Genomic DNA, 14,809 nt, shown 5'->3' with positions numbered 1-14,809 from the left:
TCGCGACTGCCTGTGCGCAGTCGCTCACTTCGCCTACGGAAAGCCCACTGGGCTTTCCGTTTAACGGCTCAGCTCATTGGGTCGTGTTCAACGAACGGCGATGACCGGGCCGGATTCCTGCGCGGTCAGGACGCGCATGGCGTCGTCGGCGGGCATGGCGAGGGAGACGAGGTTCGCCGAGCCGGTGCGTGACGGATCGTCGACGGACGATCCGGCGGGCAGGGCCACGACGATGGCCTGTGACGTCAGCGTGCATGACGCGACGGCGTCCGGTTCGAGCTGCCCGGAACCGTCGCGATCGGCCGTGCCGTCGGCCGCGTCGCCGTCTGCGTCGTCGGCGTGCGCGCAGCCGTGGGCCGAGGCGAGCGCGATCGTCTCGCCGGCCGTCAGCGCGTCGGGTGCGCTGGACAGACGGACCTCGACCACGGCGTGACCGTCCGGAACGGCGGGACGCGTGCCGATCATCGACCGGAACAGCGGCTGGCCCGCGGCGATGTCCACCTGCGCGACGGCGTCCCCGTCCAGTTCCGCGGTCGAATCGACCACGGCGTCGAAGACGGCGTGCGCGGGCACTTCGATCATGCGCAGTCGCGTGCCGTCGACCGACGAACCGCGTGCGATATCGGATGCGGCGACGAGGATCCGCCGGGTCTCGGCCGTCTCCAGCACGCACGACAGCGCGGCGAACACGGCCAGTCCGGCGCACAGCGCGGACAGCCACCGGCGCATGAGCCGCATGGTCCGGCGCCGACGCGGGCCGCCGCGTGCCGCGTTGGCGCGGGATGAGCGGGAGCCGCTGCGCCCCCGAACGAAAAAATCCGTCATCATGACTGGCATGATGACGGATTGGCACGTTCCGCGCAAGCGGAACCGGGGTCTGTGGTCGAATGGTCGGAGGTTATCCACAACCGGCCGTCCACAATCGTCCACATTCGGCCGGCCGACCGGATGGCCCGGGCGCCTTACTTGGAGTGGGAGGCGCCGTCGGTGCGGTAGAATCCGCTGCCCTTGAACTCGATCGGCACGGCGGAGTAGACCTTGCGGACCTGCTCCTCGCCGCACTTCGGGCAGACGGTGATCGGGTCGTCGGTGAACGACTGCTGCTCGGTGAAATCGTAGTTGCAGTTCTTGCAACGGTAATGGTACGTAGGCATGATTGTTCCTCCAACAAGCGTCTGGAATGCATTCGAATGCGCCCGCGGGCGCACGGTATTCAACGGTTTCATATCCTAATCGCCGCGCCGACAGGAAAGATGCGGGCGGCCCGTCCATCTCGCAGGGCGAATGGGCTCCGGTGCTCCGGTACGCGACCGGACGCTGGCATGTCAGCCGAGTCGGCGCAGCCCCTCCGGGGTGAGGATCGCGTTGACCGGCACGTCATGCGCCTCGCGGGGCAGCGGCCGGTCCACGACCTCCCACTGCCAGCAGACCGCGGCCACGGTCGCGTCCGGGGCACGATGCTCCAGCGCACGGTCGTACCAGCCGCCGCCGCGGCCGAGCCTGGTGCCGGTCGCATCGGCCAGCAGCGCGGGCAGGATCACCAGCGACGCCTCGGCCAGCGCGTCCATGCCGAGCGTCTCGCCGTCCGGCTCCTGCGGACGGGAGGATCGTCCATTCGCGACGTCGCCGGTCATGTCATGCAGTTCGTCCAGCGACGGCAGCTCGCCCCAGCCGACGTCCAGACCGCGGCCCAGACGCGGCACGAGCACGCGGCAGCCGGTCGCCAGCAGCCGTCGCAGCAGCGGGGTCATCGGAATCTCGCTGCCCATCGACACGTATGCGGCGACGGTCGTGCCGGGGCGCAATCCGGCGAGCAGCGGCTCGGCCGCGACGGCCAGCCGGTCGCCGGCCAGCGTGCGCTCGTCGGCCGGCACCTGCTTGCGCCGGGCGATCGTCGTGTGGCGCAGCGACTTCTTGTCCATATCCATCGAATCCATAGGGCAGTTCTATCACTCCTTGGTATCGGCGGGACCGTACGTTCCGTAACGGTCGGGATGCGCGTGCGTCCGATGCGGGCGCGTGCCGCGGATCCGTGGGCGATGCGTGGCGCGCGACGCGGAAACGCACGACGCAGGCCGCGGCGTGGCACAATAGGGGACGTGTCAGTGTTCCAGTCCCTGTTCGGCGCGTTCCATCCGGCCGCGCCAGCCATCCACATGCCGGCCGGGCTGCCGGCCCCCGCATCCGGCCCGCAGCCGCCGATCCGTCTGCGCCCGATGACCATGGACGACGAGGACGAGTGGAACACCGTGCGCTGGTGCAACCGCGACTGGCTCGCCCCATGGGATTCCGGCGACCCGATGCACGGCTCGCCGCTCACGTTCGCGATGTGGATCCAGCGTCAGCGGCAGAGCGAGGCGAACGGCACCGGCGCGCTGTTCGCGATCGAACGCAACATGCGCATCGTCGGGCAGATCTCGCTCGGCGCGATCAGCTACGGCGCGATGCGCACCGGCGTGGTCGGCTACTGGGTCGACCAGCGGCAGGCCGGGCACGGGTACGCGCCGCTCGCCGTGGCCATGCTCGCCGACTGGGCGTTCTACGACCCGTCCGGACCCCGCCTGCACCGGCTGGAGATCGCGATCCTGCCCGAGAACGCGCGGTCGAAACGCGTGGCCGAGAAGCTGGACGCGCATTACGAGGGCGTGCGGCCGGGATACATGTACATCAACGGCCGTTGGCGGGACCATGAAACGTACAGCCTGCTCGCCGAGGACGCCGACGGCGCCGGGTTCGCGGCGCGTCTGCTGCGGCGGTATGCCGCCGATTCGACACGCCCGGGGGCAATATGACGATTTGTGCGCCCGTTCTCCTATTCTTGGGTGCATGAGTTACGAATCGCTGAGTACGATCGTCGTACTGGTGATCGTGATCATCATCATGGTCGGCTGGCTGCCTGTGCGGACGGCGAAGGGCATGAGAAAAGTGGCGGAGCACCGCGAGGACAGGTATTCGTCGTCGCTTCATCTGGTCGAGATGGACGACGGTACGAGGTTTTCCGATGAACATACGCCGCAGGCGAAAGGGATTATTATGGCAGACCAGACGCGGAACGCGAAGTACACGCCGGAGCACGTCGCTCATGTGCGTCAGTTGCGCCGTGCCGCGATCCGCCGCCGCCGTATTGTCGTCGTGTCTCTGCTAACGATCGCCGTCGTGGTGCTCGCGATCTCCTTCCCGCTGCATTTCAGCCCGCTGTTCGCCCTGATCCCCGCCGCGGCCCTGGCCACGGTGCTGGCGCTCGGCGTGCATGCCTCGGCGCAGGCGCGCGAATGGGAGCGCAAGGTGGCGGCCGAACGGCGCAGGCAGCGCAAGGCCGCGCACGACAAGGCCATGCAGGAGGCCCGTGCGGTCGGGCGAGCCGCCAATGCGGCGCAGGTCGGTGCGGGCCGGTCCAAGGAACCGGTTCCCGAAGGCGCGCAGACGGGGGAGCCCGCCACCGACGTGATGGAACAGCGTGAGATCCGCCGTGCCCTGCGCGAGGCGCAGGAGGAGCAGGCGCGTGCGCTCGCGGCCCGTGAGGCCCGGCGTGCGGCCCGTCGCCAGGAGGCCGAGCGTCAGGCGGCCGAGGAGGCGGCCCGCGAGCAGGCACGTGCGCTGGCCGAGGCCCAGCAGGCTGCGGCCGCGGCCCAGCCGGTCCGCCCGGTCGACGAGATGCGTCCGCAAACGGTTGCAGAGGCCGTTTCCGGCGTGGAGGCGTCCGACGAGACCAACGAGCTGAGCAGCGTGCGTCCGTCGCGCGCATTGGACGCGGTCGACATGGCCTCGTCGCCGGACCTGATCTCGTTCTCGCTCGGCGCGCCGCGCAACGGCATCGAACTGAAGTCGCAGACGCCGGAAAGCCTCGAGATCAAGTCGACCAAGCAGGTCGCCAAGGCCGTCCCGGTGGAGCAGGAGGATCAGTCGCAGGCCGACGCCTCCGCCGATGCGGCTGTTGACGCGGCCGCGGAACCGGGTACGCAGGCCGACGCCGCGCAGCCCGAACAGGAGCCGCAGGCCGACGCCGCGGAATCCCGGCCGGCGTCCGACGCGCAGACCGCTCCGCTCAGCGACACCGCCGCGTTCCACGCCGCGGAGATCAACCGCGACGTCGACGCACCCGAGGCGACCGCCGAGTCGCTCAGCGTCGGACTGGACGCGATCCTGTCCCGCCGCTCCGCCTGACCGGGTGCGACGGGCCGGACCACACAAGACCGTCCAACCGGGTCTTTCCCAAGGGAAGGGCCCGGTTTTTCGTATCATCGGACTCCGCGGAACTCCGCCGGAGCGTGCCGTGTCGCGCCGTTTCACTCTCAGCGTTAGCACTCGAGTTGGCAGAGTGCTAAAAAGCGCGCTACGATGTGTACCAGCGCGAAGGAACGACGCGAAGTGATCGTCAGCCTCTTCGGCGGACTTCTGGCGCGGACATACTGGATTTTCTAGATACGAGGTGACCTACAGTGTCGATCAAGCTCACACCGTTGGAGGACAAGATCATCGTCAAGCAGGCCGAGGCCGAGACCCAGACCGCTTCCGGTCTGTACATCCCGGATAACGCCAAGGAGAAGCCGCAGCAGGGCGAAGTCCTGGCCGTCGGCCCGGGCCGTCGTGACGACAAGGGCGAGCGCATCCCGATGGACGTCAAGGTCGGCGACAAGGTGCTGTACTCCAAGTACGGCGGCACCGAGGTGCACTACGAGGGCGAGGACTACCTGATCGTCTCCGCCCGCGACATCCTCGCCATCCTCGGCTGAGCTCCCGCTCAGACCTGCGCATGGCGCACTGGCTTGGGAATCCCGTCCGGCAACCCGCCGGGCGGGATTTTTTGTGTCCGATTTCACCCTCAGCGCGCCCGTCCGGTCGGAGACGATATCCTTAGAACAGATGTATGCACCATTCCGACTGGGGGAAGCCATGCAGGACGATTCAATGACGACATCATCCGCGACCATCATCGCCAACGTGGTCGATGCGCTCGACGACGTGCTCTCATGCCCGCGCGAGGTCATCGAACTCGCCGTATGCACGTTCGCGGCGGGCGGCCATCTGCTGCTCGAGGACGTGCCCGGCGTGGGCAAGACGACGCTGGCGCGCGCGCTGGCCCGTGCGATGGGCGGCGAATCGCGCCGCATCCAGTTCACTCCGGACCTGCTGCCGTCCGACCTGACCGGCGTGAGCATCTACTCGCAGGGCTCCGGCCGATTCGACTTCCATCCCGGCCCGCTGTTCACGAACATCGTCATCGCCGACGAGGTGAACCGCGCGAACCCGAAGGCCCAGTCGGCCATGCTCGAGGCGATGGGCGAACGGCAGATCACCGTGGACGGCACCACGTACGCGCTGCCGGACCCGTATTTCGTGGTGGCCACGCAGAACCCGATCGAACTGGAGGGCACGTACCCGCTGCCCGAGGCACAGCTGGACCGTTTCATGGCATGCACGAGCTTCGGCTATCCGAACGCCGAGGTCGAATCCGCGATGCTCACCGGAGAGCACGTCATGCAGCCACTTGAGGGGCTGCACGAGGTCTGCTCGCTCGACGACATGCGCGCGTTGCGCGGATCGGTCGCGGACGTCGCGCTCGCGCCGCAGATCGCCGACTACATCGTCGCGCTGGTCGACGCGACGCGCGACCGCGAAGGCGTGCGGTACGGCGTCTCCCCGCGCGGCAGCCTGCATCTGGCGATCATGGCCCGCGCCCGCGCGCTCGCGGCCGGGCGCATGTTCGTCGTGCCCGACGACGTGCAGGCGCTCGCCGTGCCGGTGCTGGCGCATCGACTGGTGCTCGACGGCGTCGGCTACGGCACCACGACGATGGACAGCGCGCGTCGGGTGATCCGCGAGATCGTCGACGCCGTGCCGGCACCGCGCGCCGGGCGGCACGCGTAGCGCGCGTGCGCATGGCGCACGTGCCGTGCAGATGGTTGGGACACGCCGGATCGGCGGGATTTGGGGGTTGGAATGATGGGCAAGGCGCACCGGAGCCGCTCTCGGGAAGCGTCGCGTAGCGGAAGGCGCAGCGCGGCGCGCACATCCAGCGCCGGTTCGGCCCGGTGGCGGCGACATGGGCTGATCCGTCCCAGCGTGGCCGGTCTGGTCGTGCTGGCGGGCGACGCCACGTTCTGGTTCATGGCGTTGATGCTCGACGACCGTGTGCTGGTCGTGGGCGCGCTGCTGCTGGCGATCGTCTGGGTCTGCTCGCTGATGACGGCCGTCGCGCAATGGCTGGCTGTCGGCCGCGGCTCGGCGTCGCTGATCACGCCGCGATCGGTGCGCACCCGTCGGCAGTACGAAAAGCTCGACCAGGACGGCCGCGTCGTTGCGAGGTACGTCGGCGACAGACCGGCCGAACGAGGACTGTACCGGTGCGTGTCGCTGTTCACGTGGTGGCATGATCCGTTCGGCCTGTTCGGCGCGTCCCGTGTGATGCCGCAGCGTGACGAGCTCGTCGTGCTGCCGGATGACGACGGGACGGCCGGCAGCGGCCGGCAGGCCGCCGACCAGCGGCTGCAGGGCCAGTCGCACAGCGACGAGACGGGCGGCGTACGCGACTACGCGCCCGGAGACCCGCCGAAACTCATTTCCTGGAAGGCCACCGCGCATCGCGGTGAACTGATGACCCGTGAAACCGGGCGCGACGTGCAGGCCGTCACCGTGGTCGTGCTTGACGCGCGCGGCGCGTCGCCGGACCCCGACGGGGCGGTTGCGGTCACGGCCGCGCAGGTCGACGCGCAGGTCGAACGCGTGCTGCCGCTGCTGAAGGCCGCGTCCGCGCATCGCAGGCTCGTCGTCACCGACGGCGTGCGCGTGGCCGACGAGCCGAGCCGCACGGCCCGGCTGCTGGCCGCCGTGATACCGGTCGTCGACGACGACGCCGACGAACATGCGTATGCGGCGCGCGTGCGCGAGGTCGTCGCGCGCCAGCAGGGCGTGGTCAGCGTGCGCCTGCTCACCCCGTATCCGCAAGGTTCGCTCGCCGCGGCGCTGCGGCGCACCGTCGGACAGGACCAGCTGCACGTCGAGGAGGTCGTACAGGCTCCGGATACTGTCGAGGCCAAGGCCGGCAAGGCCGGCGAAACGGCCGCGCCCGCCGGGCGCAGACAGGGAGCGGCCGAACCGGCGCGACGCGCCGTCGGACGCCGGACGGCGATCGCCAGCCGCACGTTCACCGCGCTGGCCCTGATCGCGTTCTTCACCTTCGCCGTGCTCTCGCTCACCAGCATCATCGCCGGCGGCTGGTGGTCGTGGTTCCTGGGCGTGGCGCTCGCGCTGGCTTCGGCCGAGGCGAACCTGCCGATCCGCTCGAAACCGCGCTATGCGGCGCGGACGTTCGCGACATGCGCGCTGGCCGCGCTCGCGGCGATCGTGCTCATCGTGCTGCGCGTCCATGCGGACACCGGGCTGTGGGCGTTCGACGTCGCGGCGCTGCGGCGATCCGCCGAACAGACCGCGTCCACCGCGGCGTCCGCGGTGGCGTCCTCCGCGCAGGAGATCGCCGCGAACACGCAATCCGTGACGCCGTGGAGCTTCCTCGGCGGCATCTTCGTCACCGGATTCAACAAACTCAACGTGCAGCTGCCGCCGGTCAGCGTCGACGCGGACGGCGACGTCGTGCTCCTCGCCGTGGCCGCGGCGATCGTGATCGTCGTGAGGCTGCTGCTCGTCGCACGCCGGTGCGCGCCCGCCTTCGCGCTGGTGCCGACCGTCGCGTTCGCCGCCGATTACGCGTTCATGGGCCGCGAAACCGACCTGTGGCGCATCGTGGCGGTCGCGTTGCTGTTCCTGCTCACGCTATGGGCCGTCAAACCCGAACGCGCGCTGCCGGCCCTGCCGGTCACCGCGTCGGCCGTCGTCGCCGCGCTCGTGTTCTCGCTCACGCCGTCCGCGATGGACCTCGCCTACGCCGTGCCGATCGCCATTGGCAACTCCACCGGCCTGCTCACCGCGAACACGATCAACCCGATGGTCGATCTCAAACGGTCGCTGACCAGCGGTTCGGCGGCTGCCGTGCTCACCTACAAGGCCGACGACCGCACCTATCTGCGCATGGCCACGCTCGACGACTTCAACGGCGACATGTGGAGCTACGACGAATCGCTCGCCAAATCCGCCGAACTGTACGGCGCGGGCATCCAGCTCGGCCACAACGCCGACGAGGACTACGGCAACAGCTTCTTCTTCCAATACGACGATCCGCTGTTCCTGTACTCGCAGATGATCGGCTCCGCATCGTCGTCATGGTACGGCGGCTCGACGGACGCGCGGACCGGCACCACGGCCGATTCGGAGACGTTGCGCACGGCCCGCAGCCTGTCGCAGTTCTACGCCGACGTCGACGTGACGATCACCACGCTGCGCTCGCGTTTCCTGCCGCTGCCGCGCGCGACCAGCTTCGTGACCGGCGTGTCCGGCTGGATGCGTTCGGGATCGACCGTATACAGCCGCGACTCGTCCACCGACAACGGCATGACGTACAGCGCGCAGGGCATCGGGCTCGAACCGATCTCCTCGTCGTCCGGATTCCGCCAGATCAGCACCGTCAACTCGCTCAGGGAAGGCCTGCAGCGCACCATGGAGACGCTGTCCGCGCAGGACGATGCCGTCGACGGCCAATGGGACCAGCTGGTGTCCGACGGCGTGGCGGAACGGGACGGCGAATGGCTGCTCCTGCCGCTGACCGTCGGCGACGACGGCAGCGTCTACGATTCGGCCGGCAGCGTGATCGGCACCGCATCGTCCTCGAACTCCCTGTCCTACGGCGCCGGCACCGAGCCGGACATCGCCGCGGGACTGCAGATGAGCGTCGACTTCCGCAAACGCATCGGCTACGGGAATTCGACCACCATCGTCATGGGCATCTCCTCCGAGGATCCGACGAAGGCCATGCTCGCCGTGCACGAGGGCAATCTGAACGAACTCGCGGCGGGCGATGACGGCACGGGACGGACGTCCAGCGACGAATACGGATACGACAACGAGTCGTTCGCGTCCGCCGCCGCATACGACGAGATCGAAAGCAAGCTGAACCGGCGCGGATACAGTCTGCGATGGGCCCACGGCGGCGTGAACGCCAGCGATCAGGAGCTTGCGGCGAACATGCAGTCGTCGTTCGACCAGATCGACGCGCTGAACGTGCGGGCCAGGTCGAACTACCGTTCGCTGCCGGAGGACCTGCCCGACAACGTCACCGCGCTCGTCAAACAGGCCAAGGCCGACGGCGTCGCGACCGACGGCGACGGCTACGACCACCAGGTCGCCGCGATGCAGTGGCTCGTCGACTACTTCACCGATTCGGCGAACGGCTTCACGTACTCGCTCAACGCGCCCGACGGCGACGGACGATCCAACCTCGACGTCATCAACGACTTCCTCGACACGCGTTCCGGCTACTGCACGCACTACGCGACCACGCTCGCCGTGCTCGGACGCGCGATGGGCGTGCCCACGCGCGTCGTGCTCGGCTACAACCGCGGCGCCGGCCCCTCGGTCGGCGGCTCGTACACGGTCGCGGCCAAGCAGCTGCACGCGTGGACCGAGGCGTATATCGAGAACATCGGGTGGGTGCCGTTCGACGTGACGCCGGCCACCACCGAGAACGGCAGCGCGTCCGATGCGACCGACACGACCGATACATCCACGTCCGACGGCACGTCGAGCGGCGACACTCCGACGATCGACCGCGGCACCACGTCCGACGGCACGTCCGACACCACCGACGACGCCACGACGGACGACGGGACATCCACGCAGGATCAGACCGACGAGACGACGGCCGATGCCGCGACTTCCGGTACGACGCGCCGCATCGTGCCGGAGGACGCCTCGCCATGGCTAGCGGCCGCGATCTGGACGGCGATCGTGCTGTGCGTGCTTGCGATAGTGTCGCTGACGCCGGCCGCGGCCAGACGATTGCGTCGCGTGCGGCGACTCGCGCTCGTGCGGCGCGGCGGACGGCGTGGCTGGATGAACGGCTGGGCCGAGCTGTGCGACAGCGCGTGGGACGCCGGGCTGCGCTGGGACGGCAGTGCCACCGACCGCACGATCGGCGGGCTGATCGACGGCACGTTCGCCGGAGGGGACGCCGAAGGGTACGCCCGGCGCGTCGAGACGCTGCTCTTTGCCGGTGACGCGGCGGACGGTGCCGCCGGCGGGTCGGGAGAGCCATCCGATGCCGTGCGGACCGGGCTTGCGGCCATCCGCGAGACGGGGCGCGGGCAGACGTGGCTTCGACGCGTGCGCCGCTTCCTGCTGCCCTCGTCCCTGTTGCGCCGCCGGTGATTGCCGGTGCGCGGTGATGGGCCTCGCAAGGGCGTCGTTCGCGTCTTCGGCTCCTCCGATCCTCCGATCCGGGGAGCCGAAGACGGAAAATCCCGCGGATGTATTTTCAGCGACCCTGGTGTTTGGTAGGTGAGAAAACGTTGGAATTCCAACGCAACACGCCGTGAGCGCCTCCGATTTGCGCATGTCCGCCACCTATGGCATATTAGTCGAGTTGTCAAAAACGACCTAGGTCGCAGAGATGACATGGCGGATTTCCCAAGCGGTCAAAGGGAACTGACTGTAAATCAGTCGCCTCGTGCTTCAGTGGTTCGAATCCACTATCCGCCACGCCCCGATAGCTCAGTGGTAGAGCACTTCCTTGGTAAGGAAGAGGTCGTGAGTCCAATTCTCACTCGGGGCTCTCTGGCGGGATAGCTCAGCTGGCTAGAGCGTACGACTCATAATCGTAAGGTCAAGAGTTCGAGTCTCTTTCTCGCTACAAATATCGGTAGAACACCGATGGACAACGAACACAAGAGGTGAACCAAATGGCAAGCAAGAGCGCCGACATCCGTCCGGGCATCACGCTGGCATGCACCGAGTGCAAGGAGCGTAACTACATCACGACCAAGAACCGTCGTAACACGCCGGATCGTCTTGAGCTGAAGAAGTTCTGCCCGCGTTGCGGCAAGCAGACCGTGCACCGCGAGACCCGCTGAGCCCGGTTCATCAAGCTTTCAAACCCGACCTACCCGGTCGGGTTTTTTGTATTTCCGGTGCTGCGCAGCGTGGCGGCGGGGCAGTACGATAGTCGCATGACTTCTTTTGCGGATATCACCACGATTGGTGTGGGCGGCGAAATCGCCCGATTCATCGAACCCACTTCGCGTGTCGGCGTCATCGAGGCCGTCGAGGACGCGGATTCACGCGGCCTGCCGCTGTGCGTGATCGGCGGCGGCTCCAATATGCTGGTGGCTGACGCGCCGTTCAACGGCGTGGTCGTACGCGACGCGCGCCGCCGCATCACCGTGCCCGACGAGGCCGCCCCGGTCGAAAACGGCGAACGGATCGTGCACGTCAACGCGGAGGCCGGCTGCAACTGGGACGACTTCGTCGCGTTCACCGTCGAGCTCGGACTCGAGGGCGTCGAGGGACTGTCCGGCATTCCCGGCACGGTCGGCGCGTCGGTCGTGCAGAACATCGGCGCGTACGGCCAGGAGGTCGCCACGACCGTCGAATCCGTGGAGGTCTGGGATCGTCGCGACAAGAAGACGCTCGACATTCCCGCAGCGGACATGGGCTTCGGCTATCGCATGAGCCGTCTCAAGGCCAGCATGTATGCGGCTCCGGCGACTCCGGCGGCCGAGTTCTTCCCGTCCCCGCGCTACATCGTGCTGTCGGTCACGTTCGCGCTGCGGCACAGTCCGACCGGCACCGTCGGCTACGGGCAGCTCGCGAAGGCGCTCGGCGTCGAGGTCGGCGACCGTATGGAGACCAAGTCGATCCGTGGCGAAGTGCTCAGGATCCGCGCGGCCAAGGGCATGCTCGAGGACGCCGGTCGGTACGCGAATCCGGCGATGGCCGGCACCAAGCGCGAGGATCAGGTGGCGATCGCCATTGCGGCGCAATGCAAGGCCGCACGGTCCGCCGGCGATGCCGTGACAACCGGATCTTCCACATCCAATGATCGTGCGGATGACGGGACCGTGTCGCCGGCCCCCGACTATGACCGCCACAGCTGCGGCAGCTTCTTCATGAATCCGATCCTGACCGCCGAAGCGGCCGCCAGGCTTCCCGAGGATGCGCCGCGATTCGCCGCGACGCTGCCGGACGGCACGCCCGGCGTCAAGACCTCCGCCGCATGGCTCATCGACCATGCCGGCTTCCACAAGGGGTACGCCGTCGAGGACGGTGCGGGGGAGCCTGCGCGCGCCAGCCTGTCCACGCTGCACACGCTCGCCCTGACCAACCGCGGCAACGCGACAGCTGCCGACATCGCGGCCCTCGCGAAAACCGTGCAGGACGGCGTCGAAGCGGCGTTCGGCGTCCGGCTCGTCCCCGAGCCGGTCGTCGTCGGCCTTGATCTGCGGTGATCTCCCTCTTGTCGTGAGAGGATGTTGTCGTGTCGGGATGCGGTTTGCCGATTGAGAGGCTGTTTTTGCCTGTTGCTGAGGTCAGTTTGCCGATCGAGAGGCTAATTATGCCGCAAACAAGCGTTGTATGCGGCTGAACACACCGGAATAATGCGGTCTGCCGGACCTCGAACACTCGCGCACAGCCTCTCGATCGTCAAACCGACCTCGACAAACCGGCGAATCCGCCTCTCGATCGTCGAACTGGCCCGCCGAAACCGCCTATTGCGCCATGTAACGGACTTCGCCTATGCTCGACTGTTGACAATCAGCCGGACAAACCGGTTTATCCAGCCGGATCGAATCGACGGAGAAGAGACGAAACCTATGGCCATGCACATCTTCAGAACGAAATCAGTCGAGCAGACCATCGCCGAAACCGGCGAAGAGGGCCGCTCGCTCAAACGCAATCTCACATGGTGGGATCTGTCCATCATGGGCGTGGCCGTCGCGGTCGGCGCCGGCATCTTCTCGGTCGGCGCGCAGGCCGCCGCGTTCCACGCCGGCCCGGCCGTCATCATCAGCTTCCTGATCGCCGGCGTCGTGTGCGGCGCGGCCGTCATGTGCTACGCCGAATTCGCGTCGATGATCCCGGTGGCCGGCTCCGCGTACACGTTCACCTACACCACGGTCGGCGAGATCATGGCGTGGGTGATCGGCTGGGACCTCATCCTCGAAATGCTCATGGCCGGCTCGGTCATCTCCAAATACTGGGGCGTGTACCTCAACGACTTCATGCGCCTCATGGGCTGGGGCCTGAACACGAACCTCACGTTCGGCTCGTTCCACATCGACATCGCGCCGATCATCATCGTCGCGTTCTTCACCACGCTGCTCGTCTTCGGCACCAAGATCGGCGCCCGCGTCGACGGCGCGATGACCGTGCTCAAGATCGCCATCGTCTTCTTCGTCGTCATCGTCGGCTTCTTCTACGTCAAGGCGTCCAACTTCACGCCGTTCATCCCGCCGAGCGAACCGGCGTCCGCCGTCTCCGGCTCGACGATCACCAACGAGCTGACCCAGCCGCTGTGGCAGTTCGTCACCGGCATGACCCCGTCCGTCTACGGCGTGCCGGGCATCCTGTCGGGCGCGGCGCTCGTGTTCTTCGCGTTCATCGGCTTCGACGTGGTCGCCACCGCGTCCGAGGAGACCATCAACCCGAAGAAGAACGTGCCGCTCGGCATCGGAGTCGGCATGGCGCTCATCATCGTCATGTACATGCTCGTCGCGATCGTGACCACCGGCATGGTCTCGTACAAGGACCTCGCCGCGCAGGACAGCCCGTCGCTGGCCACCGCGTTCGAGCTGGTCGGCGCGAACTGGGCCGCGAAGATCATCAGCTTCGGCATCGTGCTGGGACTCGCGACCGTGGTGATGGTGCTGCTGCTCGGCCTGACGCGCGTCGTGTTCGCGATGAGCCGCGACGGCCTGCTGCCGCGCGGGCTGAGCAAGACCGGCAAGCACGGCACGCCGGCCGCACTGCAGATCTGCGTGGGCGTCGTCGTCGCGCTCGTCGCCGCGTTCTTCGACATCGGCGTACTGAGCGACATGGTGAACATCGGCACGCTGTCCGCGTTCACGCTGGTCGCGTTGTCTGTGCCGATCATGCGCAGGAAGCGCCCGGAGCTGCCGCGCGCGTTCAAGATGCCCGGCAACCCGTGGGTGCCGATCCTCATCGCGCTCGCCAACCTGTGGCTCATGCTCAACCTGTCGGTGCTCACCTGGGTGCGGTTCCTGGTGTGGCTGGTCGTCGGCTTCTGCGTGTACTTCGGCTACAGCTACCGCCACGCGCGGCTCGGCACCGGCGAACTCGACAAGGAGCTGGACGACGAGCTCGCCAAGGCGGGCGGCGCCATCAAGGCGTGACGCGCGCTTCGGGGAATCGCCCGAGCGCGTCCGAACTGTGGACTACGCTGGTATGAGCTTGAACTAAGGAGAACACCATGCCATACGTTGTCGCTCAGCCTTGCGTGGACGTCAAGGACAAGGCCTGCGTGGACGAGTGCCCGGTCGACTGCATCTACGAGGGCTCCCGCTCGCTGTACATCAATCCGAACGAGTGCGTGGACTGCGGCGCGTGCGAGCCCGTGTGCCCGACCGAAGCCATCTTCTACGAGGATGACCTGCCCGACGAGTGGGCGTGGTACAAGGACGCCGCCATCGACTTCTTCGCCGAGGTCGGCGATTTCGGCGGCGCCTCCGCGCACGGTCCGATCGGCAAGGATCCGGCGCAGGTCGCCGCGCTCCCGCCGCAGAACCAGTGAGACGCGCCGGCTTGGGCCGGTCCGCGTTTCCCGCATTCGCATGAGCCGAGCCGATTCGGCTCGCCGAGTCTGAGAAGGCCGTCGCCGCGCGCGGCGGCCTTTCTCATATCATCGCGCCAATCCAGCCAACCAAAGGGATCATCATGGGTTTTCATACGTTCGCATCGCCGTACG

The 14,809-nt window shown here is 67.6% G+C and carries 12 protein-coding genes and 3 tRNA genes; 12 read left to right on the top strand and 3 right to left on the bottom strand.

Features of this window, described 5'->3' with window-relative positions:
- Positions 1-87: 87 nt before the first annotated feature.
- The 3 genes from JS533_RS08000 to JS533_RS07990 all read right to left on the bottom strand — a co-directional run bounded on the left by JS533_RS08000 (position 88) and on the right by JS533_RS07990 (position 1,937).
- A complete protein-coding gene (locus JS533_RS08000; RefSeq protein WP_241513904.1) occupies positions 88-828 on the bottom strand; it encodes an SAF domain-containing protein in 741 nt (246 codons plus the stop codon).
- 134 nt (positions 829-962) lie between these two features.
- Positions 963-1,154, bottom strand: a complete 192-nt coding sequence (locus JS533_RS07995; protein WP_219058461.1) for an FmdB family zinc ribbon protein — start codon at positions 1,152-1,154, stop codon at positions 963-965.
- Between the two features lie 171 nt (positions 1,155-1,325).
- Complete coding sequence (locus JS533_RS07990) at positions 1,326-1,937, bottom strand: 5-formyltetrahydrofolate cyclo-ligase (RefSeq protein ID WP_241513903.1); 612 nt, start codon at positions 1,935-1,937, stop codon at positions 1,326-1,328.
- Positions 1,938-2,156: 219 nt separating this feature from the next.
- On the opposite strand from JS533_RS07990, the gene JS533_RS07985 reads away from it, so the two are divergent.
- The 12 genes from JS533_RS07985 to fdxA all read left to right on the top strand — a co-directional run bounded on the left by JS533_RS07985 (position 2,157) and on the right by fdxA (position 14,635).
- The gene (locus JS533_RS07985; protein ID WP_420838640.1) at positions 2,157-2,792 is read left to right on the top strand and encodes a GNAT family N-acetyltransferase; all 636 of its coding nucleotides are present in this window, start codon (positions 2,157-2,159) and stop codon (positions 2,790-2,792) included.
- 34 nt (positions 2,793-2,826) lie between these two features.
- Positions 2,827-4,164 carry a hypothetical protein gene (locus tag JS533_RS07980; RefSeq protein ID WP_241513902.1) on the top strand — a complete coding sequence of 446 codons (1,338 nt, stop codon included), beginning with the start codon at positions 2,827-2,829 and terminating at the stop codon, positions 4,162-4,164.
- A 275-nt stretch (positions 4,165-4,439) separates the two neighbouring features.
- Entirely contained in the window at positions 4,440-4,733 is a 294-nt protein-coding gene (gene groES / locus JS533_RS07975) for a co-chaperone GroES (RefSeq protein ID WP_033493871.1), read from the top strand.
- Between the two features lie 175 nt (positions 4,734-4,908).
- Positions 4,909-5,868 carry an AAA family ATPase gene (locus tag JS533_RS07970; RefSeq protein ID WP_241513901.1) on the top strand — a complete coding sequence of 320 codons (960 nt, stop codon included), beginning with the start codon at positions 4,909-4,911 and terminating at the stop codon, positions 5,866-5,868.
- A 195-nt stretch (positions 5,869-6,063) separates the two neighbouring features.
- Complete coding sequence (locus JS533_RS13720) at positions 6,064-10,257, top strand: transglutaminaseTgpA domain-containing protein (RefSeq protein WP_338024174.1); 4,194 nt, start codon at positions 6,064-6,066, stop codon at positions 10,255-10,257.
- 248 nt (positions 10,258-10,505) lie between these two features.
- A tRNA-Tyr gene (locus JS533_RS07955) sits at positions 10,506-10,587 on the top strand.
- A gap of 1 nt (position 10,588) precedes the next feature.
- A tRNA-Thr gene (locus tag JS533_RS07950) sits at positions 10,589-10,660 on the top strand.
- A gap of 4 nt (positions 10,661-10,664) precedes the next feature.
- A tRNA-Met gene (locus tag JS533_RS07945) sits at positions 10,665-10,738 on the top strand.
- 49 nt (positions 10,739-10,787) lie between these two features.
- Positions 10,788-10,958, top strand: coding sequence for a 50S ribosomal protein L33 (rpmG, locus tag JS533_RS07940; protein WP_003814458.1), 171 nt, complete (start codon positions 10,788-10,790; stop codon positions 10,956-10,958).
- 96 nt (positions 10,959-11,054) lie between these two features.
- Positions 11,055-12,332: an FAD-binding protein gene (locus JS533_RS07935; RefSeq protein WP_241513900.1), complete on the top strand. Its 1,278-nt coding sequence runs from the start codon at positions 11,055-11,057 to the stop codon at positions 12,330-12,332.
- Between the two features lie 372 nt (positions 12,333-12,704).
- On the top strand, positions 12,705-14,237 hold the full coding sequence (locus tag JS533_RS07930; RefSeq protein WP_241513899.1) for an amino acid permease: 1,533 nt from the start codon (positions 12,705-12,707) through the stop codon (positions 14,235-14,237).
- A gap of 77 nt (positions 14,238-14,314) precedes the next feature.
- Positions 14,315-14,635 carry a ferredoxin gene (gene fdxA, locus JS533_RS07925; RefSeq protein ID WP_241513898.1) on the top strand — a complete coding sequence of 107 codons (321 nt, stop codon included), beginning with the start codon at positions 14,315-14,317 and terminating at the stop codon, positions 14,633-14,635.
- Positions 14,636-14,809 lie beyond the last annotated feature (174 nt).

The sequence above is a fragment of the Bifidobacterium amazonense genome, assembly GCF_018555435.2.
Lineage (GTDB): Bacteria > Actinomycetota > Actinomycetes > Actinomycetales > Bifidobacteriaceae > Bifidobacterium > Bifidobacterium amazonense.
This window is presented reverse-complemented; position numbering and strand designations above follow the sequence as displayed.

Bases quoted from the DNA above. Each gene is read 5' to 3' on its own strand.
- JS533_RS08000 (WP_241513904.1), bottom strand. From the start codon at position 828: ATGATGACGGATTTTTTCGTTCGGGGGCGCAGCGGCTCCCGCTCATCC.
- JS533_RS07995 (WP_219058461.1), bottom strand. From the start codon at position 1,154: ATGCCTACGTACCATTACCGTTGCAAGAACTGCAACTACGATTTCACC.
- JS533_RS07990 (WP_241513903.1), bottom strand. From the start codon at position 1,937: ATGGATTCGATGGATATGGACAAGAAGTCGCTGCGCCACACGACGATC.
- JS533_RS07985 (WP_420838640.1), top strand. From the start codon at position 2,157: ATGCCGGCCGGGCTGCCGGCCCCCGCATCCGGCCCGCAGCCGCCGATC.
- JS533_RS07980 (WP_241513902.1), top strand. From the start codon at position 2,827: ATGAGTTACGAATCGCTGAGTACGATCGTCGTACTGGTGATCGTGATC.
- JS533_RS07970 (WP_241513901.1), top strand. From the start codon at position 4,909: ATGACGACATCATCCGCGACCATCATCGCCAACGTGGTCGATGCGCTC.
- rpmG (WP_003814458.1), top strand. From the start codon at position 10,788: ATGGCAAGCAAGAGCGCCGACATCCGTCCGGGCATCACGCTGGCATGC.
- JS533_RS07935 (WP_241513900.1), top strand. From the start codon at position 11,055: ATGACTTCTTTTGCGGATATCACCACGATTGGTGTGGGCGGCGAAATC.
- JS533_RS07930 (WP_241513899.1), top strand. From the start codon at position 12,705: ATGCACATCTTCAGAACGAAATCAGTCGAGCAGACCATCGCCGAAACC.
- fdxA (WP_241513898.1), top strand. From the start codon at position 14,315: ATGCCATACGTTGTCGCTCAGCCTTGCGTGGACGTCAAGGACAAGGCC.